Origin of the sequence: Aliiroseovarius conchicola, from assembly GCF_041403445.1 — a bacterium.
GTDB lineage: Bacteria > Pseudomonadota > Alphaproteobacteria > Rhodobacterales > Rhodobacteraceae > Aliiroseovarius > Aliiroseovarius conchicola.
The window spans coordinates 214,268-238,480 of record NZ_JBGEHL010000001.1 but is presented as its reverse complement, the minus strand read 5'-3'; the positions used below and the strand labels follow the sequence as shown (position 1 = coordinate 238,480).

23 protein-coding genes are annotated in these 24,213 nt (G+C 56.2%); 14 read left to right on the top strand and 9 right to left on the bottom strand.

Annotation, left to right across the window (positions count from 1 at the left end; all coding sequences use genetic code 11):
• Positions 1-59: 59 nt before the first annotated feature.
• The 5 genes from V6N04_RS01160 to V6N04_RS01140 form a co-directional block, all read right to left on the bottom strand.
• Positions 60-2,210: a hypothetical protein gene (locus tag V6N04_RS01160; RefSeq protein ID WP_371168280.1), complete on the bottom strand. Its 2,151-nt coding sequence runs from the start codon at positions 2,208-2,210 to the stop codon at positions 60-62.
• Positions 2,207-3,073 carry a flagellar motor stator protein MotA gene (gene motA, locus V6N04_RS01155; protein ID WP_371168279.1) on the bottom strand — a complete coding sequence of 289 codons (867 nt, stop codon included), beginning with the start codon at positions 3,071-3,073 and terminating at the stop codon, positions 2,207-2,209. The genes V6N04_RS01160 and motA overlap by 4 nt, the downstream gene beginning before the upstream one ends.
• Positions 3,074-3,146: 73 nt before the next feature.
• Positions 3,147-3,752: a MotE family protein gene (locus V6N04_RS01150; protein WP_371168278.1), complete on the bottom strand. Its 606-nt coding sequence runs from the start codon at positions 3,750-3,752 to the stop codon at positions 3,147-3,149.
• Complete coding sequence (locus V6N04_RS01145; RefSeq protein WP_371168277.1) at positions 3,749-4,162, bottom strand: hypothetical protein; 414 nt, start codon at positions 4,160-4,162, stop codon at positions 3,749-3,751. The genes V6N04_RS01150 and V6N04_RS01145 overlap by 4 nt, the downstream gene beginning before the upstream one ends.
• A gap of 17 nt (positions 4,163-4,179) precedes the next feature.
• A complete protein-coding gene (locus tag V6N04_RS01140; protein ID WP_371168276.1) occupies positions 4,180-4,677 on the bottom strand; it encodes a flagellar basal body-associated FliL family protein in 498 nt (165 codons plus the stop codon).
• Positions 4,678-4,804: 127 nt separating this feature from the next.
• Between V6N04_RS01140 and fliF the strand changes: the two genes are divergently transcribed.
• The 4 genes from fliF to fliP are packed head-to-tail and all read left to right on the top strand — an operon-like array spanning position 4,805 to position 8,086.
• Positions 4,805-6,448 (top strand): flagellar basal-body MS-ring/collar protein FliF, encoded by a 1,644-nt coding sequence (gene fliF, locus V6N04_RS01135; protein WP_371168275.1) that lies wholly within the window; start codon positions 4,805-4,807, stop codon positions 6,446-6,448.
• Positions 6,445-7,047: a FliH/SctL family protein gene (locus V6N04_RS01130; RefSeq protein WP_371168274.1), complete on the top strand. Its 603-nt coding sequence runs from the start codon at positions 6,445-6,447 to the stop codon at positions 7,045-7,047. The genes fliF and V6N04_RS01130 overlap by 4 nt, the downstream gene beginning before the upstream one ends.
• Positions 7,040-7,330: a FliM/FliN family flagellar motor switch protein gene (locus V6N04_RS01125; protein ID WP_371168273.1), complete on the top strand. Its 291-nt coding sequence runs from the start codon at positions 7,040-7,042 to the stop codon at positions 7,328-7,330. Before V6N04_RS01130 ends, V6N04_RS01125 begins: the two co-directional genes overlap by 8 nt.
• A gap of 12 nt (positions 7,331-7,342) precedes the next feature.
• Entirely contained in the window at positions 7,343-8,086 is a 744-nt protein-coding gene (gene fliP, locus V6N04_RS01120) for a flagellar type III secretion system pore protein FliP (RefSeq protein ID WP_371168272.1), read from the top strand.
• Positions 8,087-8,103: 17 nt separating this feature from the next.
• On the opposite strand, the gene V6N04_RS01115 is transcribed toward fliP, so the two are convergent.
• On the bottom strand, positions 8,104-9,267 hold the full coding sequence (locus tag V6N04_RS01115; RefSeq protein ID WP_371168271.1) for an alpha-hydroxy acid oxidase: 1,164 nt from the start codon (positions 9,265-9,267) through the stop codon (positions 8,104-8,106).
• Between the two features lie 256 nt (positions 9,268-9,523).
• Here V6N04_RS01115 and V6N04_RS01110 point away from each other — a divergent pair, with 256 nt between their 5' ends.
• The 5 genes from V6N04_RS01110 to V6N04_RS01090 all read left to right on the top strand — a co-directional run bounded on the left by V6N04_RS01110 (position 9,524) and on the right by V6N04_RS01090 (position 14,535).
• Positions 9,524-10,585: a Hint domain-containing protein gene (locus V6N04_RS01110; protein WP_371168270.1), complete on the top strand. Its 1,062-nt coding sequence runs from the start codon at positions 9,524-9,526 to the stop codon at positions 10,583-10,585.
• 165 nt (positions 10,586-10,750) lie between these two features.
• Entirely contained in the window at positions 10,751-11,371 is a 621-nt protein-coding gene (gene rpsD / locus V6N04_RS01105; protein WP_371168269.1) for a 30S ribosomal protein S4, read from the top strand.
• 181 nt (positions 11,372-11,552) lie between these two features.
• Entirely contained in the window at positions 11,553-12,689 is a 1,137-nt protein-coding gene (gene hisC / locus V6N04_RS01100; RefSeq protein WP_371168268.1) for a histidinol-phosphate transaminase, read from the top strand.
• The gene (locus tag V6N04_RS01095; protein ID WP_371168267.1) at positions 12,689-13,606 is read left to right on the top strand and encodes a prephenate/arogenate dehydrogenase family protein; all 918 of its coding nucleotides are present in this window, start codon (positions 12,689-12,691) and stop codon (positions 13,604-13,606) included. The genes hisC and V6N04_RS01095 overlap by 1 nt, the downstream gene beginning before the upstream one ends.
• 47 nt (positions 13,607-13,653) lie before the next feature.
• A complete protein-coding gene (locus V6N04_RS01090) occupies positions 13,654-14,535 on the top strand; it encodes an extensin-like domain-containing protein (protein WP_371168266.1) in 882 nt (293 codons plus the stop codon).
• 48 nt (positions 14,536-14,583) lie between these two features.
• Here the strand turns inward: V6N04_RS01090 and V6N04_RS01085 are convergent, their stop codons facing one another.
• Complete coding sequence (locus V6N04_RS01085; protein WP_371168265.1) at positions 14,584-15,585, bottom strand: DUF2125 domain-containing protein; 1,002 nt, start codon at positions 15,583-15,585, stop codon at positions 14,584-14,586.
• Between the two features lie 71 nt (positions 15,586-15,656).
• On the opposite strand from V6N04_RS01085, the gene V6N04_RS01080 reads away from it, so the two are divergent.
• From V6N04_RS01080 to V6N04_RS01070, 3 genes are all read left to right on the top strand, one after another.
• Positions 15,657-16,196 (top strand): gamma-glutamylcyclotransferase, encoded by a 540-nt coding sequence (locus V6N04_RS01080; RefSeq protein WP_371168264.1) that lies wholly within the window; start codon positions 15,657-15,659, stop codon positions 16,194-16,196.
• 86 nt (positions 16,197-16,282) lie between these two features.
• Positions 16,283-17,482, top strand: coding sequence for a biopolymer transporter ExbB (locus tag V6N04_RS01075; RefSeq protein ID WP_371168263.1), 1,200 nt, complete (start codon positions 16,283-16,285; stop codon positions 17,480-17,482).
• 2 nt (positions 17,483-17,484) lie between these two features.
• On the top strand, positions 17,485-19,221 hold the full coding sequence (locus tag V6N04_RS01070; protein WP_371168262.1) for a peptidoglycan -binding protein: 1,737 nt from the start codon (positions 17,485-17,487) through the stop codon (positions 19,219-19,221).
• Between the two features lie 71 nt (positions 19,222-19,292).
• Here V6N04_RS01070 and clpA read toward each other — a convergent pair whose 3' ends face one another.
• Together clpA and gloB are read right to left on the bottom strand one after the other, a co-directional pair.
• The gene (gene clpA, locus V6N04_RS01065) at positions 19,293-21,617 is read right to left on the bottom strand and encodes an ATP-dependent Clp protease ATP-binding subunit ClpA (RefSeq protein ID WP_371168261.1); all 2,325 of its coding nucleotides are present in this window, start codon (positions 21,615-21,617) and stop codon (positions 19,293-19,295) included.
• 158 nt (positions 21,618-21,775) lie between these two features.
• Positions 21,776-22,540 carry a hydroxyacylglutathione hydrolase gene (gloB, locus tag V6N04_RS01060; protein ID WP_371168260.1) on the bottom strand — a complete coding sequence of 255 codons (765 nt, stop codon included), beginning with the start codon at positions 22,538-22,540 and terminating at the stop codon, positions 21,776-21,778.
• Positions 22,541-22,618: 78 nt separating this feature from the next.
• Between gloB and V6N04_RS01055 the strand changes: the two genes are divergently transcribed.
• Entirely contained in the window at positions 22,619-23,263 is a 645-nt protein-coding gene (locus V6N04_RS01055; protein WP_371168259.1) for a DUF938 domain-containing protein, read from the top strand.
• Positions 23,264-23,346: 83 nt separating this feature from the next.
• Positions 23,347-24,111 (top strand): class I SAM-dependent methyltransferase, encoded by a 765-nt coding sequence (locus V6N04_RS01050; RefSeq protein ID WP_371168258.1) that lies wholly within the window; start codon positions 23,347-23,349, stop codon positions 24,109-24,111.
• Positions 24,112-24,213 lie beyond the last annotated feature (102 nt).

The window sequence follows — 24,213 nt, the reverse complement described above, 5'->3', positions numbered from 1 at the left end:
GGCTCACATTCTGATGTTAACTGTCAGAAGCCTAGGGCCGCATGCTTAATAATCCGTAACTACAAACCAGCCAGTGGAGCAGGTGCTGAATCTAATCTGGTTTCAACTTGTTGTCTGGTAACTTCACTTTGGTCCAGCAGCGCACGATAATCCGCAAGGGAGGGAGGAGCTTCGCGAACTTTCTGGATTGCATCAATTTGCCCTTTGGGCTTGGCTTGTGCCGTTGATTTGAGGTCTAGCTCGTGCAGGGCTGCATCACGCAACGATTGCGTCTGCTCGCTATCAAGTCCTGCAAGATAGCCTAGCGCGACCTTCGCGTCGTCCTGCGCCAAGGCGATTTGCGCGATCAGCAATCTGGCGGTGCGACCCGGCGGATTTGCTTCCGTCAATAAGAGGTTTCGGGCTTCAGATGCAAAGCCCAAGTCGATCAGCCGTTCGGCCAATCCAGTGCGTGTTTTTTCTGGCGCAGCCGGCCAAATAGATTGCCCGAGGGTGCTCCGCAGAAAGGAGGCGTTTGAGGCATTCATGACCAAAGCATCGCCCCAAGCCGCTAGGCGGGTAACATAGTCAGTTTGATCGAAATCCGCGAACTCTCGCAGCGCAACCATGCGCTCAGGAAGTTCCATGAAGCGGGCAGTGTGGACGAAGGCGTCGATTTCCGCCAAGGCTAGGCGGTAACCTTCGTGCGTTGCTCTATGTTCATGTGCGAGCGATTCTAGCAGCTCAAGCGTACGGTCGGGAATTCCCTGTTGATTTTCAATGCTCGCTTCAATCAAAAGTGTGGCCGCGTCAATTGCGTCCTGATCGTCATTGTCGACGATCTTGGCGAGAATGGTCGTTGCTTTATCCGCTTCGCTTGAGGCCAGCGAAAGCCGCGCATCTGAGAGAGAATCCACAGCAGCAGTTAACGTCGCACCGCGTTCCGTTATCCTGTTGATTTCCATCGCGTTATCGGTGTCGCCTATGGACAGGTACTTTCTCATGAGCATAGGGCCAAGATGCGAGCGCAGGTGACGCGGCAGCGCCGAAAACTCTGTCAGAATGGCAGCGGTGTTTGGCAAGGCATCACGTTGCAGGCGCGGAACAGACAGTATCGCCCAAAGCGCGCTTGGTCCGTCGCAATGGATCTGGTCGGCGATGCGAAGTGCAGCCGGTTGTTCGGTGCCCTCCATGACCCGCGCAATCAGAGCCAGATTTGATCGTTCGGGCAACTCGTCGGTATATGCATTCAGCTGCGTTAAAGTTTCAGCACCTAATGTGAGGTAAAGCTGGTGCCTGAGGAAGCGCAAGAAGGTTGCTGGGTCCAGATTATCAAACTCGGTCACTAAGTCTAAATGACCAAAGGAGAAATCGAGGCGGTTATCGCTCCCAGTTCCCCAGCTCGCGATAGAAAAGGACTGGTCCGGCAAGCAGGATACATCCACTATATCGGCCACTTGGGATGAACGAAGATGCGCAGTGTCGCGATCCACAACCGTTTGTACTTTGAGGTGATCCTTCGCCGCTGGATCGGTCAAAGTTGGCATCTCATCGTCCAAGATTTCGACGTCTTCGCCTTGAATGGTCACGACGACTTTATCGGGCGGCGGGCTGACGCTTGGCGATAACAAACCCTGTGATGCCGCACGTGACAATTGTGTGAGTAGTTTTTCTTCATCCAGGATTTGGATTGAGGTTTGGGGCAGATTGTTTCTTGCGACGGTATTGTCCGGCTCAGACGGTATCCGATCTTCGGACATCGCGATGCCTGGAGCAATCGGCAGACCCAACCGCGAGTGGCGTGGTTGGTGGCGAGCGGAAGGCGTTGTCGGGCCCTCCGTCACTTTTGGGGTACTCCTTGAGGATGGTGATGAAGCGTCTGCCACGTCCACAACGAATTGGCCGCCCGGCAGTTGTTGTGTTTCGATTTCGCAGTCGCAAGCGAGAGCGATCCGTAATGCGCCTTCACTGTCTGTCGAGACAGACTGGATTCGCGTCTTCGGGATCAGATCGAAGACCCCCGAGACGTTGAATGTGTCTGATTGATTACCTGTCGTGACACGTAGTTGGGGCCCAGATTGTTTCAAACTGGGGGTGTCCTGCCCATCAGTGTAGATAACGAGGCGTGAATAACTTTCATGCTCGCCTGACTTTACGCGGATGTCACGGGCCGACAAGCTGGTTGGCAGTAAGCAACAAAGCAGAAAGGCATGGATCAGCACACGCATCATGCAGCCTGCTTAACTTCTTTCAACGCACCTTCGAGATCCGAGAAACTGGGTCGGTGATGGCCCGGTGTGTTCTGGCGCCCAACTTCAATGCAGATATTGACCGAATGGTTGTGGAGGTTGGCGATCAAAACCTCTCGGATAAGTTGATAAAAATGCGCGTCCTCTTCTACCACGGTTTTCAATTTAGAGGAAAACGGACCAACCAACCCGTAGGCGAGGAAGACGCCCAAGAACGTTCCGACCAATGCGCCGCCGATCATCTTGCCAAGAATTTCTGGGGGCTGATCGATGGATCCCATCGTCTTAATCACGCCCAAAACCGCGGCAACAATTCCCAATGCGGGTAGTCCATCAGCGACTGTTTGAAGGGCGTGGCTCGAATGTAGCGCATGATGTAGGTTGGCCTCCATGCGTTTTTCGAGCACTTCTTCCACTTGATGAGGGTCGTCGTAATTCATCGATGCGGACCTCAGAGTGTCGCAAATCAGTTCAATTGCTTCACGATCAGCTAAAATAGCCGGATAACGCGCGAAGATCGCGCTTTCTTGTGGGTTTTCGATATGCTCTTCCAACGCGACTGCATTTTGGCGCGCTTGCCGGATCAATTCGAACAATAGACACAGCAGATCGCGATAATCGTCCGGCTTCCACTTCGGGCCTTTAAAGACCTTCCCGAGGTCTTTGAGGGTATGCTTGATCGCAGCAACGTCGTTTGAAATGACGAACGCGCCGGCCGCCGCCCCCCCGATCATGGTGAATTCGAAGGGGAGGGATTTGAGGATGATCCCCATTTTGCCACCCGCAGCAAGGTAGCCACCGAACACCATTACGAAGATCAGAGCAATACCGACTATTCCGACCATAATTCACCTTCGACAACCGGTTACAGACACGCTCGACTATGGCGGTTTGGAGTTAATAAATTGCCACCAAGCGTCAGTTTGTTGGCACTTGCGCGTTGCGTCCGACAAGCACGACACTGATGGCGTAGGCCGTTTGAGGATCTAGGCCTGCCATGATCTGTGCCGCATCTGAAGGGTTCATCCGCGCTAGGAAGCCAGCGGCGAATTGAGGCTCCATGGTTGCAAACAGCGGGATGGCTTGTTTTGGCTTCATGTTTTCATACAGCGCGGTCAGACGTTGCATGTCATCTGATGCGGCCGTTTCTGCGGTGGCTATTGTGGCTGCGAGCTTCCTTTCAGCCACCTCGAGTGCCTGCATCTTTTCATTAATCTCGGTGTCCGCCAGCGCCAAGGCGTCTAGCCGAGCCCTAATCTGGTTTTCTTGCTCTGCGATATTCGCTTCACGGCCTCGCAAAGCTGCAAGGACGATCTCGATATCCGCTTCGCTGGTACACGCCGCACTGGCCTCGTTCTCGGCCGATGTGCCCGCAAGCAGTCCGCCCATATCGTCGGCCACTGCGATGCCTAAATCACCCAACCGCATGACGCCCGAGACGCCGAGCATCAGGGCAATTGTGACAAGCACCCGACGCCCGGCGGCGCTGCGTCGATATCTTTGTTTTCCGTCGCGCCGGCTCATTGTTGGGGTGCTCCTGCGACGCGGTGGCTGAAGAAGAGTGGTTGAGCGGCCTCGTTGCTCGTCGGGGAAGGGGGGGTGGCACTGTTCAGACCTTCATCGTTGGTAGGCACCAGCGGAGCGGGGATGTCGGGCAGGTCATGCAAGCTTGCCATCATCAATTCCAATTTCTGTGCCGATGCTTCTGCTCTTTCCGTCAGATCGGTTAAGATGGTCGCACTTTGACCTGCTGCGTCCTGAGCATTGTCCAGCATTTTGGTCATATCATCCACCTGTGCAGACAGGACCGCGACCGCGCCGCCCATGCCGTTTTGCAAGTTGTTGAACCGTCTCAGCCGCCTAGACAGAACCATGCAATAGATCGCTGCGCCGATGGCGCCGACGCCCAACATTATGTCAGCCAGAATATCCATGTGATGGCCTTTCTTACTTAGTTGAGAACGAACTCTAGGATCAGTAGGTCGCGTACCCGGCCTTCGCCGGTGACGAGCTGAATACGCCTAAGCATCTGGGCGCGCAGCTTAATCAGCGCTGGAGGGTCGGCCAGCACCTCAATGTCGACCGCGCGTAAGTAGGAGTTGAGGACGTCGATCACGCGCGGCAGCAGCTTGGTGACTTCTTCTTCGTAGCCGGGCACAAGCTCCAGCGAGCCGCGAAATCGTAAGTGGCGGTTTCGTCCTGGGGTGCCTAAGGAGATCACCAGCGGGTCGAGATCAACGAATGAGACATCGGGAAGTGCGGCTACGGGCAGCTCTGTCTCGGCGTCTTCTTCGGTGGTTTTTCCACCGCCCAACATGCCGGAATACGTCGCGAAGAACGCCCCCCCGCCAAGCACCAGGGCTAGAATCAGGCCGATCAAGAAGCCCTTCTTGGACGATTTCTTGGGCGCGTCGGCCTCGAGTGCATCGGTGTCTTCGACTGTGGTCATGATGGGTCCAATAGAATTTTGCTCGAATCGTTATAAGCCGCCGGGCACTAACCAATTATTAAGGGCGATCGGCGAAGACTGAGGGTGTGACGGGGGCAGAAGCCCACTCGGTATAAGGAGTTGCGTCGTGCAGCAGATCACTTCGATTTGGGCAAAATTAGATATGCGGAAGCGCCTCATCGTGGTCGTGTCAACGCTCGCGATGTTCGCAGCCGTCATTGGCCTGTCGCGTATGGCAGCCACAACGCCTATGACACTGCTTTACGCGGGATTGGACAGTAGCGCTGCGGGAGACGTCGTAAAGGCACTCGAAGCGCGCGGTGTGCCGTTCGAGATCAAGGGTGGCTCTATCTTCGTCGACACATCGCAACGCGACGGCCTGCGTATGACGCTTGCCAGCGAAGGCCTGCCTGCTAATAGCGGCAAAGGGTATGAATTGTTGGACGGGCTCAGCGGTTTCGGTACGACCTCTCAGATGTTCGACGCGGCTTATTGGCGAGCCAAGGAAGGCGAGCTGGCCAGAACAATCGTGGCGAGCCCCCTTATTCAGAATGCGCGCGTGCATATTAGCGTATCGCCTGCGCAGCAATACCGACAAAGAAATGCGCCAACCGCCTCGGTGACAGTGACAACAACAAGTGGAACCTTGCCGGGTGTACAGGCCAAAGCGCTAAAGTTTCTGGTGGCGTCGGCTGTGCCCGGGCTGTCTCCGGATCGTGTATCCATCATCGACAGTCGCGGCGGGTTGGTTGCTGGCGGGGACGAACAAATTGATCTGTCCGGGCAGGCGTCGGACCGGGCGTTAGCGTTGAAGCAAAATGTTGAGCGTTTGCTCGAGGCAAGAGTTGGCTTTGGTAACGCGGTGGTTGAGTTGAATCTTGAAACCGCTACGGAACAAGAATCGATACTGGAGCGGCGGTTTGATCCGGAAAGCCGTGTTGCGGTGTCGACAGACACGCAGGAAACTACAAATACCGCTAAAGACAGCAACAGCGAAGGCGTCACGGTGGCCTCAAACCTGCCCGACGGTGATGCGGCGGCGGGTGGAAGCTCTTCTTCGAACAATTCCGAGACCCGGGAACGGGTAAACTATGAGGTGTCCGAGACGACGCGCGAGGTGGTGCGTTCACCGGGTGCCGTGAAGCGTTTGACGGTTGCCGTTCTGGTAGATGGCATCCGCTCAAAAGGAGATGACAACACCATGGTCTGGACCCCGCGTGGCGAGGAAGAATTGCTCAGCTTGCGCGAACTTGTTGCGGGGGCAGTCGGGTTCAACGAGGACCGGGGAGACTCGATCACCATCAAGCAATTGGAGTTTGAGCCGATTGCCATCGACGGAACTGGCCCAGCCGCCGGATTATTTGATGGCGCAAATATCAATGTCATGCTGCTTGCCCAAATGGGGATACTAGCGTTGGTGGCACTTTTGCTGGGGTTGTTTGTCGTGCGCCCTATCCTTGCATCCCAGCCCGCCACATCTGTGACCTCTACCGCGGGGGCACTCGCTTTGCCCGCGGGTGAAGAGCGGCAAGTGGCACCAGAGGCTGCGGCTCAGGACAGAGGGTCAACCGTGCTACCGGCAATCGCGGCCAACGCGATGAATTCTTCCGGCGCACTTACCAATACCCCCGGTAGCAACCTAATCGAGGCCGATCAGGATATGCGACCCGATCCAGTTGAGCGATTGCGTAATCTAATTGCGGAGCGTCAATCAGACACGGTCGAGATTCTGCGCGGATGGATGGAAGATGATGAGGAGACGGCGCGATGAACAAGCCAGTACCACTCGAAGATTTTGAGTTCGCCGAGGTCTCGGGCGTGCTCGGCCAGACCAGTCGCACGGCTGCCGAGATCGAGGCCGCCAGGCTAGCGTCTTACGAAACAGGCTACAGCGCTGGATGGGATGATGCCCTGCAAGGGGTGGACGAAGATAAGGACCGGATCGATGCTGCGTTCGCGCGCAATCTAGAAGATCTCGGCTTCACATTTCACGAGGCCAGAAGCCACGTTCTTGGTTCTCTTGAACCTATGCTGAACGCGTTGGTCGAGACCCTGCTGCCTGAGGTGCTGCAAGACACCCTAATACACGTAGTCAACGAAGAGATCATGCCGCTGGCGGCTGAGGCCGCAGACAGGCCAATCGAGCTTCGGGTTTCGAGCAAAAGCCGCAGTGTGCTCGATCCGCTGATGATTCGTGTCCCAACCAGTCCGCTTGAAATTCGAGAGGATGATACGTTGCCTGATGGACAGGTTTTCCTCCGATCTGCAACGGCGGAGCGATGCATCGATTTTTCTGCGGCCTTGTCCCGAATTCGGGATGCAGTGGCCGCCCTATACGACATCAATGACAAGGCGTTCGAACATGGCTGAGCCCGACGAGACCCCAGATATCGCAAATGAAAACAACCCATTCGTGCAAGTGCCGATTGAAGTCACGGTCTCGGTCGGGCGAGCGCGTCCAACAGTGCGCGAGTTGTTGCAATTGTCGCAAGACAAGGTGCTGCCGCTCGACAAACGGATCGAAGACCCAGTGGAGTTGTATGTCGGCGACAAGTTAATCGCACGCGGTCAGCTAGAAGAACTGGAGGGGGACACACAAGGCCAAATGGCCGTCCGCCTGACGGAAATCGCTGATCTAAAATCGGACCTCTGAATGCGCGTGCGGATGACGTCTTCCCAAATCATTTTGGGCTTTGTGCTGTTGCTCAGCATTGTTTTTGGCTCGGCCGGGCTGGCTACAGCGCAAGAGTTCACCATGTCGTTTGGCGATGACGGGTCGCTAGCCACGCGGACGATCCAAGTATTCGTTTTGTTGACGGTTCTTAGCCTAGTGCCTGGCTTGGCTGTTATGGTGACCTGCTTTCCATTTATCGTCACAGTTCTGTCGATCTTGCGACAAGCCATCGGGCTTCAACAATCCCCGCCGAACATGTTGATCGTCAGTCTGGCGTTGTTTTTGACCTATTTCATCATGGAGCCGGTTTTCATCGATGCTTGGGCGCTGGGCGGCAAACCGTTTTCTGAGGGGCAAATGGAACTTGAGCCCGCCTTCATGGCGGCAATTGACCCGTTTCGGGTGTTCATGGCGGCGCGCATTGATCCCGAAACCTTTGAACATCTGGCGTTGCTGAGAGAGCAAACAACCGATAGCACCTTGGCAAAGGACGCCCCGCTTTCGTTGTTAGTGCCCTCGTTTCTACTGTCCGAAATAGAACGCGCCTTCCAGATCGGCTTTCTTGTCTTCCTACCATTTCTGGTGATCGATCTGGTGGTTGCGGCCGTATTGATGTCGATGGGCATGATGATGGTGCCGCCCGCCATTGTATCGCTGCCATTCAAGCTCGCGTTTTTCGTGGTGGCAGACGGGTGGACGTTAATATCAGGCGCGCTGGTTCGAAGCTATTTCTAGCCGACGTTGGTGATCCGTTATTCCCAATCCCCAGAGAAACCTTTTGGAACGTGAAGGATAGATCGGTCCACCGTGTTTATGTCGGTATGGCCGCAGAATGCCATCGAGACATCCATCTCTCTGTGGATAACTTCAAGCGCTTTGGTCACACCCGCTTCGCCCAATGCACCCAGTCCGTAAGTGTATGCGCGCCCAATATAAGTGCCCTTAGCCCCCATTGCGATGGCCTTCAGGGCGTCCTGGCCGGATCGAATGCCGCTGTCCAGATGGACCTCGACCTTATCGCCAACGGCATCGAGGATTGCCGGAAGTGCCCGAATGGAACTGAGCGCGCCGTCCAATTGCCGCCCCCCATGATTTGACACGATGATGGCATCCGCGCCGACATTTGCAGCGGCAATGGCATCTTCGGGCTCGATGATACCTTTGATGATCATGGGTCCGCCCCACATCTTCTTGAATTGCCGAATGCGATCCCAATCCAGTGAGGGGTCGAAGGCTTGGGCCGTCCAAGTGCTGAGCGAAGAGGGGTCCTCGACCCCTTGGGCATGTCCAACAATGTTGCCGAAGAAGCGCCGTTTGGTTCCCAACATACCCAGCCCCCAATTCACTTTGGTCATCATGTTTGCAACCGAGGCAGCTGTCAGCTTGGGCGGGGCTGAAAGCCCGTTTTTTAGATCTTTGTGGCGTTGGCCCAGCACCTGAAGATCAACTGTGATAACGATAGCGGAACAGTTGGCCGCGCGTGCGCGATCAAAAAGCCGTTGCATGAAATCATCATCTTTCAGGGTGTAAACCTGAAACCAGAACGGTTTGGTCGTGTTCTCGGCGACATCCTCGATCGAGCAGATAGACATTGTCGACAGAGTGTAAGGCACGCCATATGCCTCGGCGGCACGCGCAGCTTTGATCTCGCCGTCTGCGCATTGCATCCCCGTTAGGCCAACCGGCGCCAGTGCAACAGGCATTGCCACGTCCTCGCCAATCATCTTTGTGTGTGTGGATCGGTTGTCCATATCCACAGCGACCCTTTGGCGGAAATAGAGCTTGTCGAAATCAGAACTATTTTCGCGAAATGTTTGTTCAGTCCAGCTGCCGCTTTCTGCGTAGTCATAGAACATTTTCGGCACCCGTCGTTTGTAGATACGGCGCAGGTCTTCGATCTCGGTGATGACGGGCATGAGTGGCTCCTGAAAAAATTGGTAAGAAATTATTACCACTAGAGCTCATACAACGCAATCAGGGTCTGTTCTGAGCCGACCATCTAAATGGCGCGCCATTGCAAACAGCGTTAGCGGACTGTTCCAGCGTAGCGGTGTTGCGTTTTGATCGCGCCTTGCTGGAGCCGATTCGGGCACAGGACAAATTTCTTAACAAAGCGAATCACCCGTGCTAGCGTGGCGGCAATAAAAAACAAAAAATGGCAGGTTAACGGGCATGGAAACGGGCTTTAATGGCACGTTTGTCATCTCTTGGACGCAAACAGAAGTGGACGGATTGCCGGGAGCACCGGTGGCGTCGCTTGGCGTGGGATCGAATTGGCGCTGGACGGGTGAACCGCTCCGCGTCGACGGGCCGCGCGAAATTCTGGACCTAGAGAGCACAAGCGGAGAACAAGACCTACGCAAACGCGCGGCACATAGCGTGCACAAACTGGTCGGAGCGGCGGTCGACCCATCGCGACCCTTGGGATCCCATCAAGTTGATGAAGCACAGCTAAATCTGGGGTTCGAGGTCACAGACGGATACGCGAGCTATGTGATTTCGGCGATATTTGGACAGCAGGGCCAGACACTATTGATGTTTGTTGGGGAAACGCCACCAGCCAACACCGATTTCTGGGTTGTGCGGGAAAACATGATCCCAACCCGGCAAAATCGTTTGATGGATCAACCCTCGGGCGTGATTTGCTTTTCAAATGGTACGCGTCTGCGCACGCCAGATAGCGAAATTTGCGTCGAAGAGTTGCGCGAAGGCGATGAGTTGCAGACGCGCGACAACGGAACACAGAAGGTTCTTTGGGTGGGCCACAAGCGCATTACTGGCGCGCGCATGTTCGCGATGCCCGAACTTCGGCCGATCCGTCTACGAGCAGGGGCAATCCGGTCGGGGCAACCAGATGCTGACTTGATCGTCTCTGGACAGCATCAGATTTTGCTGAATGGCAAACGTGCACGCGAGCTGTTCAACGAAGACGAGGTTCTGATCTCGGCGCGCGATCTGGTGGACGAGCGGCGCGTGATCGTCGATCACTCAATCCGCGAAGTGACCTATTACCACGTGTTGTTGGAAAATCACGAGGTGGTCTGGGCAAACGGTGTTCAGGCGGAAAGTTTCCATCCAGCAAACGCCGATCTGGAAATGCTCGATCCCACGCAGCGTGGACATTTGTTCGAGAAGTTCCCCGATCTGAACTACGATGCCATGGCTTACGGCGCATTTGCGCGTCGCAGTTTAAGCCAGGGCGAGGCCGCAATATTGCGCGCGGAAAGCGCCTGAGGCCAAATTCGGGCATTGACTCCCTGTTTTATGGCGGTATAAGCCCCAAATCCGGTCCCACTTGGGGCCGGTTTTCATTGGTGTTGGTGGCCCCCGCAAGGGGATGCCTGTCGGGCTTCGGCCAAAGGACAACGCCCTTCGATACTTTTATGAAGGAGACCAGCCGTGACCAAACGCACGTCTGCCAAGTACAAAATCGATCGCCGCATGGGCGAAAACATCTGGGGTCGCCCCAAATCACCGGTGAACCGTCGTGAGTACGGCCCCGGTCAACACGGCCAGCGCCGCAAAGGCAAACTGTCGGACTTCGGTCTGCAACTGCGTGCCAAGCAGAAGCTGAAAGGCTACTACGGCGACCTGACCGAGAAACAATTCCGCCGCATCTATGGTGAAGCTGAGCGTGTCAAAGGCGACACCGGTGAAAACCTGATCGGTCTGTTGGAACGCCGCTTGGACGCTGTTGTTTACCGCGCCAAATTCGTCCCGACCGTCTTTGCTGCCCGTCAGTTCGTGAACCACGGCCATGTGCGCGTGAACGGTAAGAAGGTCAACATTCCTTCGTACCGCGTTCAAGAAGGTGACGTGATCGAAGTGCGTGATCGTTCGAAGCAAATGGCAGCCATCCTGGAAGCAGTTCAACTGCCCGAGCGTGATGTACCAGACTACATCGATGCAGATCATTCGAAATTGACCGCTACCTTCACCCGCACACCCGGCCTGTCGGACGTGCCTTATCCAGTGGTGATGGAACCGAACCTGGTCGTCGAATTTTACGCGAAAAACTAAGCCCAGCTTACACATCGCAGAGATTTGGAACCCGCCCAGGTTTTGGGCGGGTTTCTTTTTGCGTGGTGCCTTTGGTGCATGTGCAGCGAAGCCTCAGCCCCCCGGACAATCGTCAAACCTCGGCATTCATCCTTTCTCTGGTCCGATGACCGCTGTACATCACACGTAAGGGAGCCAATTCATGACCAATCCGAAGCCCCAGCCGGGCATAATGAACATCAAGCCCTATGTGGGCGGCGCGTCGTCGATCGATGGGGTGGACAATGTCATCAAGCTTAGCTCGAACGAGAACCCATTTGGACCCAGCCCCGCAGCGGTCGAGGCTTTTCAGCGCGCAGGGCACGACCTGCATCGCTATCCAAACACCGATCACGCCGCGCTGCGTGGGGCCATTGGTGGGGTTCACAACCTAGATCCCGACCGCATTATCTGCGGCGTCGGCTCGGACGAAATCATCAACTTCCTATGTCAGTGCTATTCAGGGCCGGGGACCGAGGTGATTTACACCGAGCATGGGTTCTCGATGTACAAAATTTCGGCGCTTGCGGCGGGGGCAGAGCCCATTCAAGTGCCCGAGCGCGAACGCATGGTTGATGTTGACGAAATCCTGAAGGCTGTGACCGACAAGACCAGCCTAGTATTTGTGACCAACCCCGGAAACCCAACGGCTACGATGGTCAGTCAGGCAGAGCTTGCACGCTTGGCGCGGTCGTTGCCCGACAACATTCTGTTGGTCATTGATGGAGCTTACGCCGAATTTGTCGACGGTTTTGACGGCGGCGCTGAGCTGGTTGAGCGGTTCGATAATGTGTTCATGACGCGCACATTCTCAAAATTGTACGGGCTTGGCGGTCTACGCATCGGTTGGGGGTATGGTGCGCAAGCGGTGATCGACGTCTTGAACCGCGTGCGCGGTCCATTCAACCTGTCGATGGCTCAGATGGCGGCCGCGCAGGCGGCCTTGGAAGATCGCGATCACGTTGCCCATTGCCTTTCGGAGAATACTAGGTTGCGCGCTTGGCTGGCCGAGGCGCTGGCGGCACTTGGCATTCCGTCCGACACCTCTTGCACCAACTTCATTTTAGCGCGTTTTGCCAATGCGGCCGAGGCGAAAGACTGCAATGAATTCCTTGAAAAACAAGGTATTATTGTCAGGATGGTGGGTGGGTATGGTTTGCCCAACTGTTTGCGGATCACCGTCGGCGATGAAGCTTCATGCCGCAGGGTGGCTCATATGATTGGAAAATTCAAAGGTGGTGCGCCTGGGTCGAAGCTCATGTTGATGGATGAGGACCGGTTGGACGAGGAGGGTAAGTGATGAGTGTGGTTTACAATCGCGTGGCACTGATTGGCCTCGGTTTGATCGCGTCTTCGATGGCACACGCCATGCGCCGTGCCGGGCTGGCAGGCGAGATTGTCGGCACTGCGCGCTCGAAAGAGACGCGCGATATAGCAAGCGAAATCGGCTTTTGTGACCGCATCGTTGATACGGCAGCGGAAGCTGTGGAGGGCGCAGACTTGGTTGTCCTAGCTGTCCCGGTGGGTGCCATGGGCGCGGTCGCTGCCGAAATCGGGCCAAACCTCAAGCGTGGTGCTACTGTCACGGATGTTGGTTCGGTCAAACGTGCTGTAATCGAAACGGTTTCGCCGCATTTACCAGAGTATGTCGACTTCATTCCCGGACACCCATTGGCAGGTACAGAGCATAGCGGGCCTCGTTCCGGCTTTCCGGGGCTGTTCGACAATCGGTGGGTCATCTTGATCCCCAATGGCGCGGATGCTGCGGCTACCGCGCGTTTGACCGAGCTTTGGGAAGGGCTTGGTGCAAATGTCGAAGCGATGGATGCCGATCACCATGATCTGGTGTTGTCGGTGACCAGCCATACGCCACACCTGATCGCATACACGATGGTGGGGGTCGCTGATGATCTGTCGCGCGTGACAGATAGCGAGGTCATCAAGTACTCTGCGGCGGGTTTTCGCGACTTCACGCGGATCGCTGCCTCTGATCCGACCATGTGGCGCGATGTCTTTTTAACCAATAAAGACGCGACGTTAGAGATATTGGGCCGGTTCACAGAAGAGCTGTTTGCGCTGCAACGGGCCATACGAACCGGTGATGGTGAGGCTCTACATGACTATTTCACTCGTACCCGCGCAATCCGACGTGGTATTATCGAAGCTGGGCAAGATACGGACGCGCCCGATTTTGGGCGGTCTGGTAAGCATGATTAACGTGATCGGGTGTCCGCATCGGATTGCGTCTGTGTAAAGGAACGGCAATGGTATCGTGGTTCTGGGTAAGAGCGGGTTGGATGATGCGGAGCATCGGCACCCTTTTTCTTTTTGGCGCGGCTGGTGCGGCATTCGCATATGGTCCAGATCGCTCCCTGCGGCCCATCCCTCGACCGGTTACCGAGATTGCCAGCCCAACAGTGGCCAAGACCGGCCCCGAGGTCGTTCAGTCGCTGCGACCGCGGGCGAAGCCAGGTCGCATTGTCCCGCAAAGCATCGCCCCGAAACCGACCGGGGTTCCAACGGTATTCGCCGTAACGACATCAATGCGCCCCCAAAACCGGCCGCGAGGTTTCGCACGCAAAGTGGCGTCCTCAACGCCGAAACCGACATCGGCAGGGCGCCGTGGGCGTATTTGTGGTGTGAATGAAATCAAAGGTCAGGTCATATCCGCGATTGCTGGTCGGATCAAAGGGTGCGGCGTATCCGATCCAGTTCGGGTGACCGAAGTATCCGGCGTAAAGCTAAGTCAGGCAGCTGTGATGGATTGTACCACTGCCAAAGCCCTGAACCGCTGGGTCCGCGAGGGAGTGTTTCCCGCGGTGGGCCGTTTAGGCGGCGGGCCGTCTTCCTTGCGCGTGGTGGCACATTACGCTTGCCGGACGCGCAACAACAAAGCAGGGGCCAAGGTCAGCGAACATGGCAAGGGTCGCGCGATTGACATTGCTGGAATCCGATTGAAAAGCGGTGCCGAGATATCGGTCCTGAAAGGGTGGCGTGACCCAGTGCAAGGCAAGGTTCTCAAAAAGATGCACCGCGCGGCTTGTGGCCCGTTTGGGACCGTGTTGGGACCGAATGCGGACCGGTATCATCAGGACCATTTCCATTTTGATACCGCACGATATCTCAGCGGGACCTACTGCCGTTGAACAGCGCGCAAGGGTTGTTTCCGTCTGACCAGGCGTTTTCAGTAAGTATCACCGGATCAAGAGCACTGGGGCCTTTCCGATGGGTAACGGTCCCAAAAACATCGTCCCGCCAGACAGACGCAGAGGGATGTCGAGGGTGTCGTTGTTCCCAGAAAGGCCGGCCAGAAATTCCAGTGCACCTGTGACAGTGGGAGCGAGGTCAGGTGACAGGGCACCCGATGTTTGGGCAATCGCGACCATCTTGCGCCAGTTTTGCGCTTTGACGGTTACGTTTCCGTCTGGGACACCATTTTCATCAACGTCGACCGCGCCGGCCAATCGCAGTTCCAACTCGCCCCATGTTGCCTTGAATTCCTGTAAGTTGACATGCGCGATTTGAGGGCGCGCATCTTCAATGGCAAAGCGGTCCCAGGGTTTTGTGAAGTCGACGGTTGCCTTCACGACAACGCCTTCGAAGACTGGTGGCAGGATGTCATCTGGGCCAAGCGATTGGATGAACGATGACGCCGGGGTCAGATTGGTGGCTTCGAAATAGACTTCGTGCCGGTTTTGGTCGCCCTCAAGTCGCCGGGTTGCGAGTTGCCCGTGTTCCAATGCCGCCGTCCAGCCATGAGTAGACTTGAACTTCAAACCTTCAAGAACGACTGAACTGCGATCAAGGGCAAGGGCCGGGGTGGGTGATAGAACAAGTGAGCCGCGTGCTGTGTTGCCTGACATCTCAATTCGTTGACGTGGGGTCGACAGGGTCTGGACGCCGGGCCAAACTGCAATGACGTGATGGGGTTTGTAGGACAGCGCGAGGATCTGAAACTCTGGCGCAGTCCAAGCTAGCCCTGTTTCAGGGTCCGCCAGCTCTAGATTGGTGAAGATCGTGTCGAAGCGGTTAGGAAAGCCGCGTGTCGACAGGGTTTCAACTTCGGCCACCCAGCCGTCCTCTTGCCGATCATCAATCCAGGCGCCAAAGGCGCGTTCGGTTGCCTGTGCGCCAACATACCAATAGCCCGCCCATAGGCCTGCCAACACAAGGGTAATCACGATCAATTTACGCATCACTCTTTCCTCTTACCGCATTGCGTGCTTATTGGCGTATTTAAAGCGACATAAGATGAAGAGCGAGTGAAATGCGCACAGAGGATCTTTGGGTTTTTGGTTATGGATCACTGATGTGGAACCCTGGCTTTGAGCATACCGAGGCCGTCGTGGCGACGTTGCCGGGCTATCACCGCAGTTTCTGCATGCGTTCGATCCACCATCGCGGCACCGAAGATGCGCCAGGCCTTGTTCTGGCACTGGATGAGATGTCGGGTGCACATTGTCAGGGACTGGCGTTTCGAGCCTGTCCCCACAGCCACGAAAAAACATTGGCGGATTTGCGTGAGCGGGAATTGGTGTCTTCGGCCTATCTTGAGAAACGGTTGACGATAGCGCTACGCGATGGTCGCGAAGTTGAAGCGGTGACCTATGTGATTGACCCCGATCACGTCCAATATTGCCAGATTGATCTTGAAGAACAGGCCCGCATTATCGCCTACGCCGTTGGGGGGCGGGGGGCCAATACAGAGTATCTCTATAATACTGCAGCCCATTTGACCGACCTTGGGATAGAAGATCAGGACCTAAATTGGCTGGCGCACCGCGTGCGTGAACAAGCGGCAACTTAAGGGCTTCTGCCAAGACAGTGCTTGGCAGGGGGCAGATGTTGTGCCTATTCTGAGCGCAACAACAATGGCGACAAGGAACTGTCCGCATGGACGAGTTGGATCGCGGGTCGCTGATTGCGCCCAAAAAACATGGGGCCGAGCCGTCTTTCACCCACCCGATCCGCCAGATTTTCTTAATGCTGGTGGTGCTGGGTTTGGTGGGTTTCGGTGTGTTCGTTGCATTGCCACGGGTATTGCCGGTTTTTCTGGCAAACCTCTATCTGAACGGGTTCATCCTGTTCGTCTTCGTCATCGGGCTTTTGGCTTGTTTTTGGCAGGTTTGGCAGGTTTTCGCCTCGGTCAGCTGGATCGAAGGCTATGTACAAGATCGCGTTGGTCATGATCCGAACCGAGGCCCCCGGTTGCTTGCCTCGCTCGCGGTCCTGCTTAGATCCAATAAAGGGTCGCAGCTTCAGATCGGATCGACCTCGTCCCGGTCAATACTGGACAGCGTTGCTACGCGAATTGACGAGGCGCGCGATATCACGCGATATATCGTTAATCTGTTGATATTCCTTGGTCTTCTCGGAACATTCTACGGCTTGGCAACAACCGTTCCAGCGGTGGTTGAAACCATCAAGTCGCTGGCCCCGTCTGACGGCGAAGGCGGCACCGAAGTGTTCGGGCGCTTGATGACAGGGCTTGAAGCCCAGCTTGGCGGAATGGGGACAGCATTTTCGTCATCGCTATTGGGACTGGCTGGATCGCTGATTGTCGGGTTGCTAGAGTTGTTTGCCGGCCATGGACAGAACCGGTTCTATCGCGAACTCGAGGAATGGCTCTCCACAATAACCAAGCTTAGCTTTGCATCAGCCGAAAGCGACACTGACGATGGTAGCGCAAATGCCTACTTGGGTGTGTTGGCCGAGCAGGTCGAGGCCATGCAAACCTTGTTCACGCAGACCGATGTTCAACGGTCCATGTTGGATGACCGGCTGGGGCAATTGGCCGACAAACTTGATGCTGTATCGTCCCATCTTGGACAGGACAACGGGCAAACAGAGGCTTTGACACGTCTGGCCGAAGGGCAAGAGCGTCTCATTGTTACACTGCAATCTCAGCAACAGGATCCAGAAGATCAACCGGACGCAGAAAGCCGGATGCGGTTGCGGTCAATTGATGTTCAGCTCTTGCGAATTCTCGAGGAGATGCAGGCGGGCCGGCAGGAAAGCCTGGCAGATCTGCGCAGTGATATGGCCACGCTGATCCACTCGATCCGCGTGGCCTCTGGTCAGGACGAGGCATAACGATGGCTCTGACCCGTCGATCGGTGCAACGGATGAGCGGCTCGATCTGGCCGGGGTTCGTGGACGCGATGACGGCCCTTCTGCTGGTTCTGATGTTTGTTTTGACGATCTTTATGATCGTACAGTTCATTTTGCGCGAGACAATATCGGGACAAGCCAGTGAGCTTGATGAACTGTCAGGGCAGGTGGCTGAGTTGGCCGATGCGTTGGGGCTGGAACGCTCACGCTCAGACGCGCTTGAGGGAGAGGTCGGTAATTTGAATGCCACGCTGACGGAAGCTCGGTCAGTTTCTGACGCTCAGGCAGCTTTGATCGTACAGCTGACCTCGCAAACCGAGGCACAGGCGGGTGAGCTGGCATCTCAGGCAGCAAAGATCACCAGTTTCGAGGCGCAGGTTGCCACATTGCTGTCAGAGCGTGATCAAGCCCGGGCAGACGGTGAAGCGTTGGCAGCATCTGTGGAAGAGTTGGAGGCAGCACAAGCACGTGCAGTGTCACAACAGGAAGCGTTGAACCTCGCACTTGCCAAGGCGCGGGATGAAATCGATGCGGGTGCGGAAGCTGCACGGCTTGCCGCCGCCAAGCGCGAGGCGCTGGAAGCACTGGTGGCTGATTTGGAAGCGAAGGCTGGCGAAATGGCGAAAGCGCTGAGCGATGAAGAAGCAGGGCGACTGGCCGAAGCCGCCGCGGCTGCAGCTTTGCGTGAACGTCTTAAAACCGCGGATGATGAACTGACGGCGATGACACTGGCGCTTGAGGCTAAGCGCAAGGATGCCGAAGAAACGCTGACACTGTTGGCGGCGGCGCGAGCGGCAGGTGTCGATTTGGAAGAGCGACTGGCTTCGGCCTTGGTGCAGATTGAAGACCAGAATGCCGATTTGGCGGACCGCGCGGCGTTACGTGAACAATTGACGGCGGCATTGGCAGCGCGCGTAGAGGCCGAAAATTCCGTGCAGGGCGCGATGAGTGACGCAGAAGAGCGCGCACGGCTTTTGGCGGCCGCCAATCTTGCCTTGGCCGAGGAAGAAGCGGCAAGCGCTGAAGGGCAGCGTAAAATTGCGCTGCTCAATGAACAGGTTGCGGCGCTACGGGCGCAGCTTGGCAGCCTGCAGGCGATCCTTGATGACGGTAACGCGCGCGATGCAGACGCGCAGGTCCAGATCCAAAAGCTTGGCTCCGAACTGAACTCTGCGCTTGCGCGTGTGGCTTCAGAAGAACGCAAGCGGGCGGCACTCGAGGAGGCAGAGCGCAAACGGTTGGAGGAGGAGGCAAAAGAACTTGCGGCCTATCGGTCCGAGTTTTTCGGAAAGCTCAAAGAGGTTCTTGGTGATCGCGAAGGCGTCCAGATTGTCGGGGACCGTTTTATTTTCTCGTCTGAGGTTCTGTTCACCAGTGCAAACGCGACATTGCAGCCCGAAGGGCAAGCGCAAGTGGCAAATGTTGCCGAATTGTTGGCCGAAGTCGCCGGAGAAATCCCGGACGAGGTTGACTGGATCATACGTGTGGATGGGCATACCGATAACATACCGCTATCCGGAACGGGCATCTTCCGAAACAATTGGGAACTTTCTCAGGCGCGGGCATTGTCTGTCGTTGAGTTCATGATCGATGAGCTGGGTTTCCCTCCCGAACGGCTTGCTGCCACCGGGTTTGCGGAGTTTAGACCCGTTAACCCGGCAGACACGTCAGAAGCACGGGCGCAGAACCGCCGGATCGAGCTAAAACTGACAGAGCGCTAAGCTATCTTATCCAAAGAAAAAAACCCGCTGATCTAATCAGCGGGTTTTCAAATTTGATCTTAAGTGTGTGCTTAGTCTGCTGTCAAAAGCGGTGGCTTTTTGCGCGATCCAAGCTGCGGGCTTTGGGGTTTCTCCATCCGTAGATCGAGCTTGCCATTCTTCACGCCGACCTTGACCAGCCCACCTTTCGCAAGTTTGCCAAACAGTAGCTCCTCGGCAAGAGGCTTTTTAATGTGCTCTTGGATCACACGACCCAGAGGACGTGCGCCCATGCGATCATCATAGCCCTTGTCGGCAATCCATTCTGCCGCCGCGCGGGTCAGCTCGATCGAGACGCCGCGATCCAGAAGCTGCGCTTCCAGTTGCAGAACGAACTTCTCGACCACCTGCAAGATCACTTCTTTGCCCAGTGGGGCGAAGCTGATCACCGCATCGAGACGGTTGCGGAATTCCGGAGTGAACGTCCGTTCGATCGCCGCGGTGTCTTCGCCTTCGCGCCGATCTCGGCCGAAGCCGACAGCCGATTTGGCTTGTTCGGTCGCGCCGGCGTTTGACGTCATGATCAAAACCACGTTGCGGAAGCTCACCGTCCGTCCGTTATGGTCGGTCAGTTCGCCATTATCCATCACTTGCAACAGGATGTTGTAGACATCCGGGTGGGCCTTCTCCATCTCATCAAGCAAAAGCACGCAATGCGGATGCTGATCCACTCCGTCGGTCAAAAGACCGCCCTGGTCGAACCCAACATAACCGGGAGGCGCACCAATCAGGCGCGAAACCGCGTGTTTCTCCATGTATTCCGACATGTCAAAGCGCAGAAGCTCGACGCCAAGATTATCGGCGAGTTGCTTTGCAACCTCTGTTTTGCCCACACCTGTTGGCCCGGCAAACAAGTAGTTGCCGATGGGTTTTTCAGGTTCACGCAGACCCGCACGTGCCAGTTTGATGGCCGAAGACAGCGCATCGATGGCATTGTCCTGTCCAAACACCACCCGTTTGAGCGCCTTTTCAAGGTCGCGCAGGGTTTCGGTATCATCCTTGGACACACTTTTCGGTGGGATGCGCGCGATTTTGGCCACGACGGCTTCAATCTCTTTGACACCGATGGTTTTGCGCCGTTTGCTTTCGACCAGCAAATGCTGTGCTGCACCCGCCTCGTCGATCACATCGATGGCTTTGTCGGGTAGCTTACGATCATTCACATACCGATCCGACAGCTCGACCGCGGTCTTGATCGCATCAGCGGTGTATTTGACGCTGTGGTGTGCCTCGAAATAAGGTTTCAACCCTTTTAGAATCTTTACCGCATCATCGACACTTGGTTCGTTGACGTCGATTTTCTGGAACCGGCGGCTAAGTGCGCGGTCTTTTTCGAAATGCTGACGGAATTCCTTATAGGTGGTCGAACCCATGCAGCGCAGCTTTCCGCCTTGCAACGCCGGCTTCAGAAGGTTCGATGCATCCATCGCCCCACCAGAAGTGGCGCCCGCACCGATCACCGTGTGGATCTCGTCGATGAACAACACCGCATCGGGGTGATCTTCAAGCTCTTTCATCACGGCCTTGAGGCGTTCTTCGAAATCACCGCGATAGCGGGTTCCGGCCAACAGCGCGCCCATGTCGAGCGAATAGATCGTCGTCTCTGACAAAATCTCGGGGGTTTGTCCGCCAACAACCTTGGCAGCCAGCCCTTCTGCAATTGCCGTTTTACCGACACCAGGATCGCCCACCAAAAGCGGGTTGTTCTTGCGGCGGCGGCAGAGCACCTGAATGCAGCGTTCAACTTCGTGCTCGCGACCGATCAGCGGATCAATATCACCTTCACGCGCTTTTGCGTTCAGATCAACGCAGTACTTCGCCAGCGCACTGTCGTTTTCTTCGGCAGGCTGTGCGTCTTGCACGTCTTCTTCAAAGTCCGGTGCGCCCGAGACGGGGCGTGCTTCGCCGAAACTACTGTCTTTGGCGACCCCGTGGGCAATGTAGTTCACCGCATCATAACGAGTCATATCTTGTTCTTGCAGGAAGAAGGCGGCGTTTGATTCGCGTTCAGCAAAGATCGCGACCAACACATTGGCCCCGGTCACTTCGGTCCGACCCGAGCTTTGGACGTGGATCGCGGCGCGTTGGATAACGCGCTGGAAGGCGGCCGTCGGAACCGCCTCGCTGCCTTCGACATCGGTGATTAGCGTCGTCAGTTCTTCGTCGACGAACTCGACCAGAACCTTACGCAGAACGTCCAGATCGACCGAGCACGCTTGCATCACACGGGCGGCATCGGGTTCATCCAGCAACGCAAGAAGCAAGTGTTCCAGCGTTGCCAATTCGTGTTTTCGTTCATTCGCCAGCGCAAGTGCGTGGTGGATGGCTTCTTCAAGCGGTTTTGAAAAGGATGGCATGTTGAACACTCCTCGTAGCTCGTGCGGGATCTGCCGCGTGGCGGTTGCCCCGCCTTTACCGTCGCCTCATATGTTTAAAGTTCGGTTTTCCGGGCGCATCTTCAAGCCCTTTCTTGTCAATTTTAGCTCTCGCAGACGTGATTTCGGGTAAACGATGCTTAAAAACTGTCTTTACGATGTCGGATTTCGGCGAAGACCTCGGCATCGGAAGCGGCTTTCATATGTAGGGCGGTTTTTAAATCGGACAAGTGGGCGCGCAAAAATGGGTTGGTGTTCAGCTCTTCTGACAGTCGCGACGGCACCGTTGCTTGGCCCTTGGCGCGCAAGCGATCAATCTCGGCTGCTCGGCTTGCCAGCGCGGTATTGTCGGGTTCGATAGTTCGTGCGAATGCAGCGTTTGAGGCCGTGTATTCATGGCCGGAACAAATTAGTGTCTCGGGAGGTAATAGGGCCAGTTTCGACAGGCTCTCCCACATCTGTGCCGGGCTGCCTTCGAACAAGCGTCCGCATCCCATCGCCATCAAACTGTCCCCGGTAAACGCAGCCCCTGCGTCGGGAACGTGGAAGGCGATATGGCCGACCGTATGGCCGGAGACGTCCATCACGTCGACCGTATGACCGGCAAACATGAAACTGTCGCCATCCTCATAGGCACCGGCCAGATCGGGAAGGCGGTGCGCATCGGCGCGCGCGCCGATCACCTGAGCGCCGGTTTTGGCCACGACCTCGGCCACCCCGTCCACATGATCCCAGTGGTGATGGGTCAGCCAGATATCGGACAATGACCATCCACGCGCGTCAAGTTCAGTTAGAATCGGAGCAGCTTCTGGTGCATCGACCAAGGCTGTGTCGCCGCTGTCATCGTCATGAAGTAGAAAGGCATAATTGTCAGAAAGACAGGGGATCGTGACCAGTGTGAGCATGTGTTTCTCCGGGTTTGACCTCTAGTCTTGCCGAAACGCGAGCAAGGCTCAATACTGAGACTATATCTGGGGGCTGATATGGCTGGTGAGAAACCGCATTCCATCGCGCACGAGCGCGAGGACGGGCGATTGTCCGCACCCTCGGCTGCGCGCAACATTTCCCCGATACTAGCGGCGATCGAACCCTTTGTTCCTCATGGCGGCATAGCGCTCGAAATTGCCTCGGGCACTGGAGAGCACGCTGTGGCCTATGCCGAAGCCTTCCCGGATACGATCTGGCAGCCCACAGATATCGACGCGAAGCGCTTGATCAGCATCGACAGTTGGAGGGCAACGAAGGGGTTGTTGAACATGCGTGTAGCGCAAGCATTGGATGCGACGGCGCCCAGTTGGCGCACTGGTCCATTTGCAATGGCTGTGACAGTGAACCTGATGCATTTGATTGCAAAGCAGGATGCACAGGCCGTCGTCCGGGGCGTTGCGCGCAATCTGTCTCCGCGCGGGCACTGGTTTCTGTACGGTCCTTTCCGGTCGGGTGGAGAATTCCGGTCGGATGGGGATCGCGCCTTTCATACGTCGTTGTCTGAACACGATCCCGCCATCGGGTATAAGGACATCGAAGCAATCGAGGCTTGGGGCACCGACGCCGGTTTGCAGCGCGTTGACCTGATCGAGATGCCGGCAAACAATCTGGCACTTGTCATGCGCCAGACGCATTCCTGACGGAATGCAAGATCGCTCATTCCCTTTTGCGGTGGTTCGGGTAATCTCGGCCCGACGATGTTTGGGCGACGGTAAACACTTTTATGCATCTTGATGTGCAAGATCTACGAAACTTCTATTACCGCAGCATGTTGGGACGTGCAGCGCAAAAGGCGATCCGCGATAAGGTGGTCGCGATGTGGCCAAGCGCGCAGGCCAAGGGGCAGACTGTTGCGGGCTTCGGGTTTGCGGTGCCTTTGCTGCGACCATATCTTCCTACAGCCCGCCGCGTGTTGGGGCTGATGCCCGCGCCGCAAGGCGTTATGCCTTGGCCCGCAGGTATGCAGAACGTTTCGGCGTTGGTCGAGGATACGACCTGGCCATTGGACACGGGCGTTGTCGACAAACTTGCCGTGATGCACGGGCTCGAGACCTCAGAGACGCCGAGCTTTCTACTGGACGAAATATATCGCGTTTTGGGTCCTGGTGGACGTGCCTTGTTCATCACCCCGAACCGTGCTGGGCTTTGGGCCCGATCTGATGCAACCCCGTTTGGGTTTGGCCGCCCCTATTCCCTTAGCCAGCTTGAAAAGCAGCTTGAGGAGCATGGATTTCGGGTGGAGCGTCACATGTCCGCGCTGTACCAGCCGCCATCGTCGCGGCGGTTTTGGCTGAAGACTGGAAATTTCTGGGAACGTGCGGGAATGCAGCTACCACTTATTCTTGCCGGCGGTGTTTTGATGGTCGAAGTCTCGAAACAGATACCTGCCCCTAAGCGGCCCGGGCTGGCTCAGGCGGTGAAGCGACCGCTGAAAGTGCTGGAAGGGCTGGGCGTGCCTGAACCTAGTACGCCACGGTCCGGTCCTTAGGGGGCTGCTACGGTCGTTCGCAGCTGCAGAATCAACGTGCCAAATGCGGTCCCAAATGGACCCCTTGGGCTATGATGCGATTGCATAGTCAGAAAAATGCGG

Excerpts from the sequence above, each read along its gene's own strand:
- V6N04_RS01050 (WP_371168258.1), top strand. The coding sequence starts at position 23,347 with ATGCATCTTGATGTGCAAGATCTACGAAACTTCTATTACCGCAGCATG.
- V6N04_RS01055 (WP_371168259.1), top strand. The coding sequence starts at position 22,619 with ATGGCTGGTGAGAAACCGCATTCCATCGCGCACGAGCGCGAGGACGGG.
- V6N04_RS01140 (WP_371168276.1), bottom strand. The coding sequence starts at position 4,677 with ATGACCACAGTCGAAGACACCGATGCACTCGAGGCCGACGCGCCCAAG.
- motA (WP_371168279.1), bottom strand. The coding sequence starts at position 3,073 with ATGGTCGGAATAGTCGGTATTGCTCTGATCTTCGTAATGGTGTTCGGT.
- clpA (WP_371168261.1), bottom strand. The coding sequence starts at position 21,617 with ATGCCATCCTTTTCAAAACCGCTTGAAGAAGCCATCCACCACGCACTT.
- V6N04_RS01085 (WP_371168265.1), bottom strand. The coding sequence starts at position 15,585 with ATGCGTAAATTGATCGTGATTACCCTTGTGTTGGCAGGCCTATGGGCG.
- V6N04_RS01150 (WP_371168278.1), bottom strand. The coding sequence starts at position 3,752 with ATGAGCCGGCGCGACGGAAAACAAAGATATCGACGCAGCGCCGCCGGG.
- V6N04_RS01130 (WP_371168274.1), top strand. The coding sequence starts at position 6,445 with ATGAACAAGCCAGTACCACTCGAAGATTTTGAGTTCGCCGAGGTCTCG.
- fliP (WP_371168272.1), top strand. The coding sequence starts at position 7,343 with ATGACGTCTTCCCAAATCATTTTGGGCTTTGTGCTGTTGCTCAGCATT.
- V6N04_RS01145 (WP_371168277.1), bottom strand. The coding sequence starts at position 4,162 with ATGGATATTCTGGCTGACATAATGTTGGGCGTCGGCGCCATCGGCGCA.
- V6N04_RS01080 (WP_371168264.1), top strand. The coding sequence starts at position 15,657 with ATGCGCACAGAGGATCTTTGGGTTTTTGGTTATGGATCACTGATGTGG.
- V6N04_RS01095 (WP_371168267.1), top strand. The coding sequence starts at position 12,689 with ATGAGTGTGGTTTACAATCGCGTGGCACTGATTGGCCTCGGTTTGATC.
- V6N04_RS01125 (WP_371168273.1), top strand. The coding sequence starts at position 7,040 with ATGGCTGAGCCCGACGAGACCCCAGATATCGCAAATGAAAACAACCCA.
- hisC (WP_371168268.1), top strand. The coding sequence starts at position 11,553 with ATGACCAATCCGAAGCCCCAGCCGGGCATAATGAACATCAAGCCCTAT.
- gloB (WP_371168260.1), bottom strand. The coding sequence starts at position 22,540 with ATGCTCACACTGGTCACGATCCCCTGTCTTTCTGACAATTATGCCTTT.
- V6N04_RS01075 (WP_371168263.1), top strand. The coding sequence starts at position 16,283 with ATGGACGAGTTGGATCGCGGGTCGCTGATTGCGCCCAAAAAACATGGG.
- V6N04_RS01090 (WP_371168266.1), top strand. The coding sequence starts at position 13,654 with ATGGTATCGTGGTTCTGGGTAAGAGCGGGTTGGATGATGCGGAGCATC.
- V6N04_RS01115 (WP_371168271.1), bottom strand. The coding sequence starts at position 9,267 with ATGCCCGTCATCACCGAGATCGAAGACCTGCGCCGTATCTACAAACGA.
- V6N04_RS01110 (WP_371168270.1), top strand. The coding sequence starts at position 9,524 with ATGGAAACGGGCTTTAATGGCACGTTTGTCATCTCTTGGACGCAAACA.
- V6N04_RS01070 (WP_371168262.1), top strand. The coding sequence starts at position 17,485 with ATGGCTCTGACCCGTCGATCGGTGCAACGGATGAGCGGCTCGATCTGG.
- V6N04_RS01160 (WP_371168280.1), bottom strand. The coding sequence starts at position 2,210 with ATGATGCGTGTGCTGATCCATGCCTTTCTGCTTTGTTGCTTACTGCCA.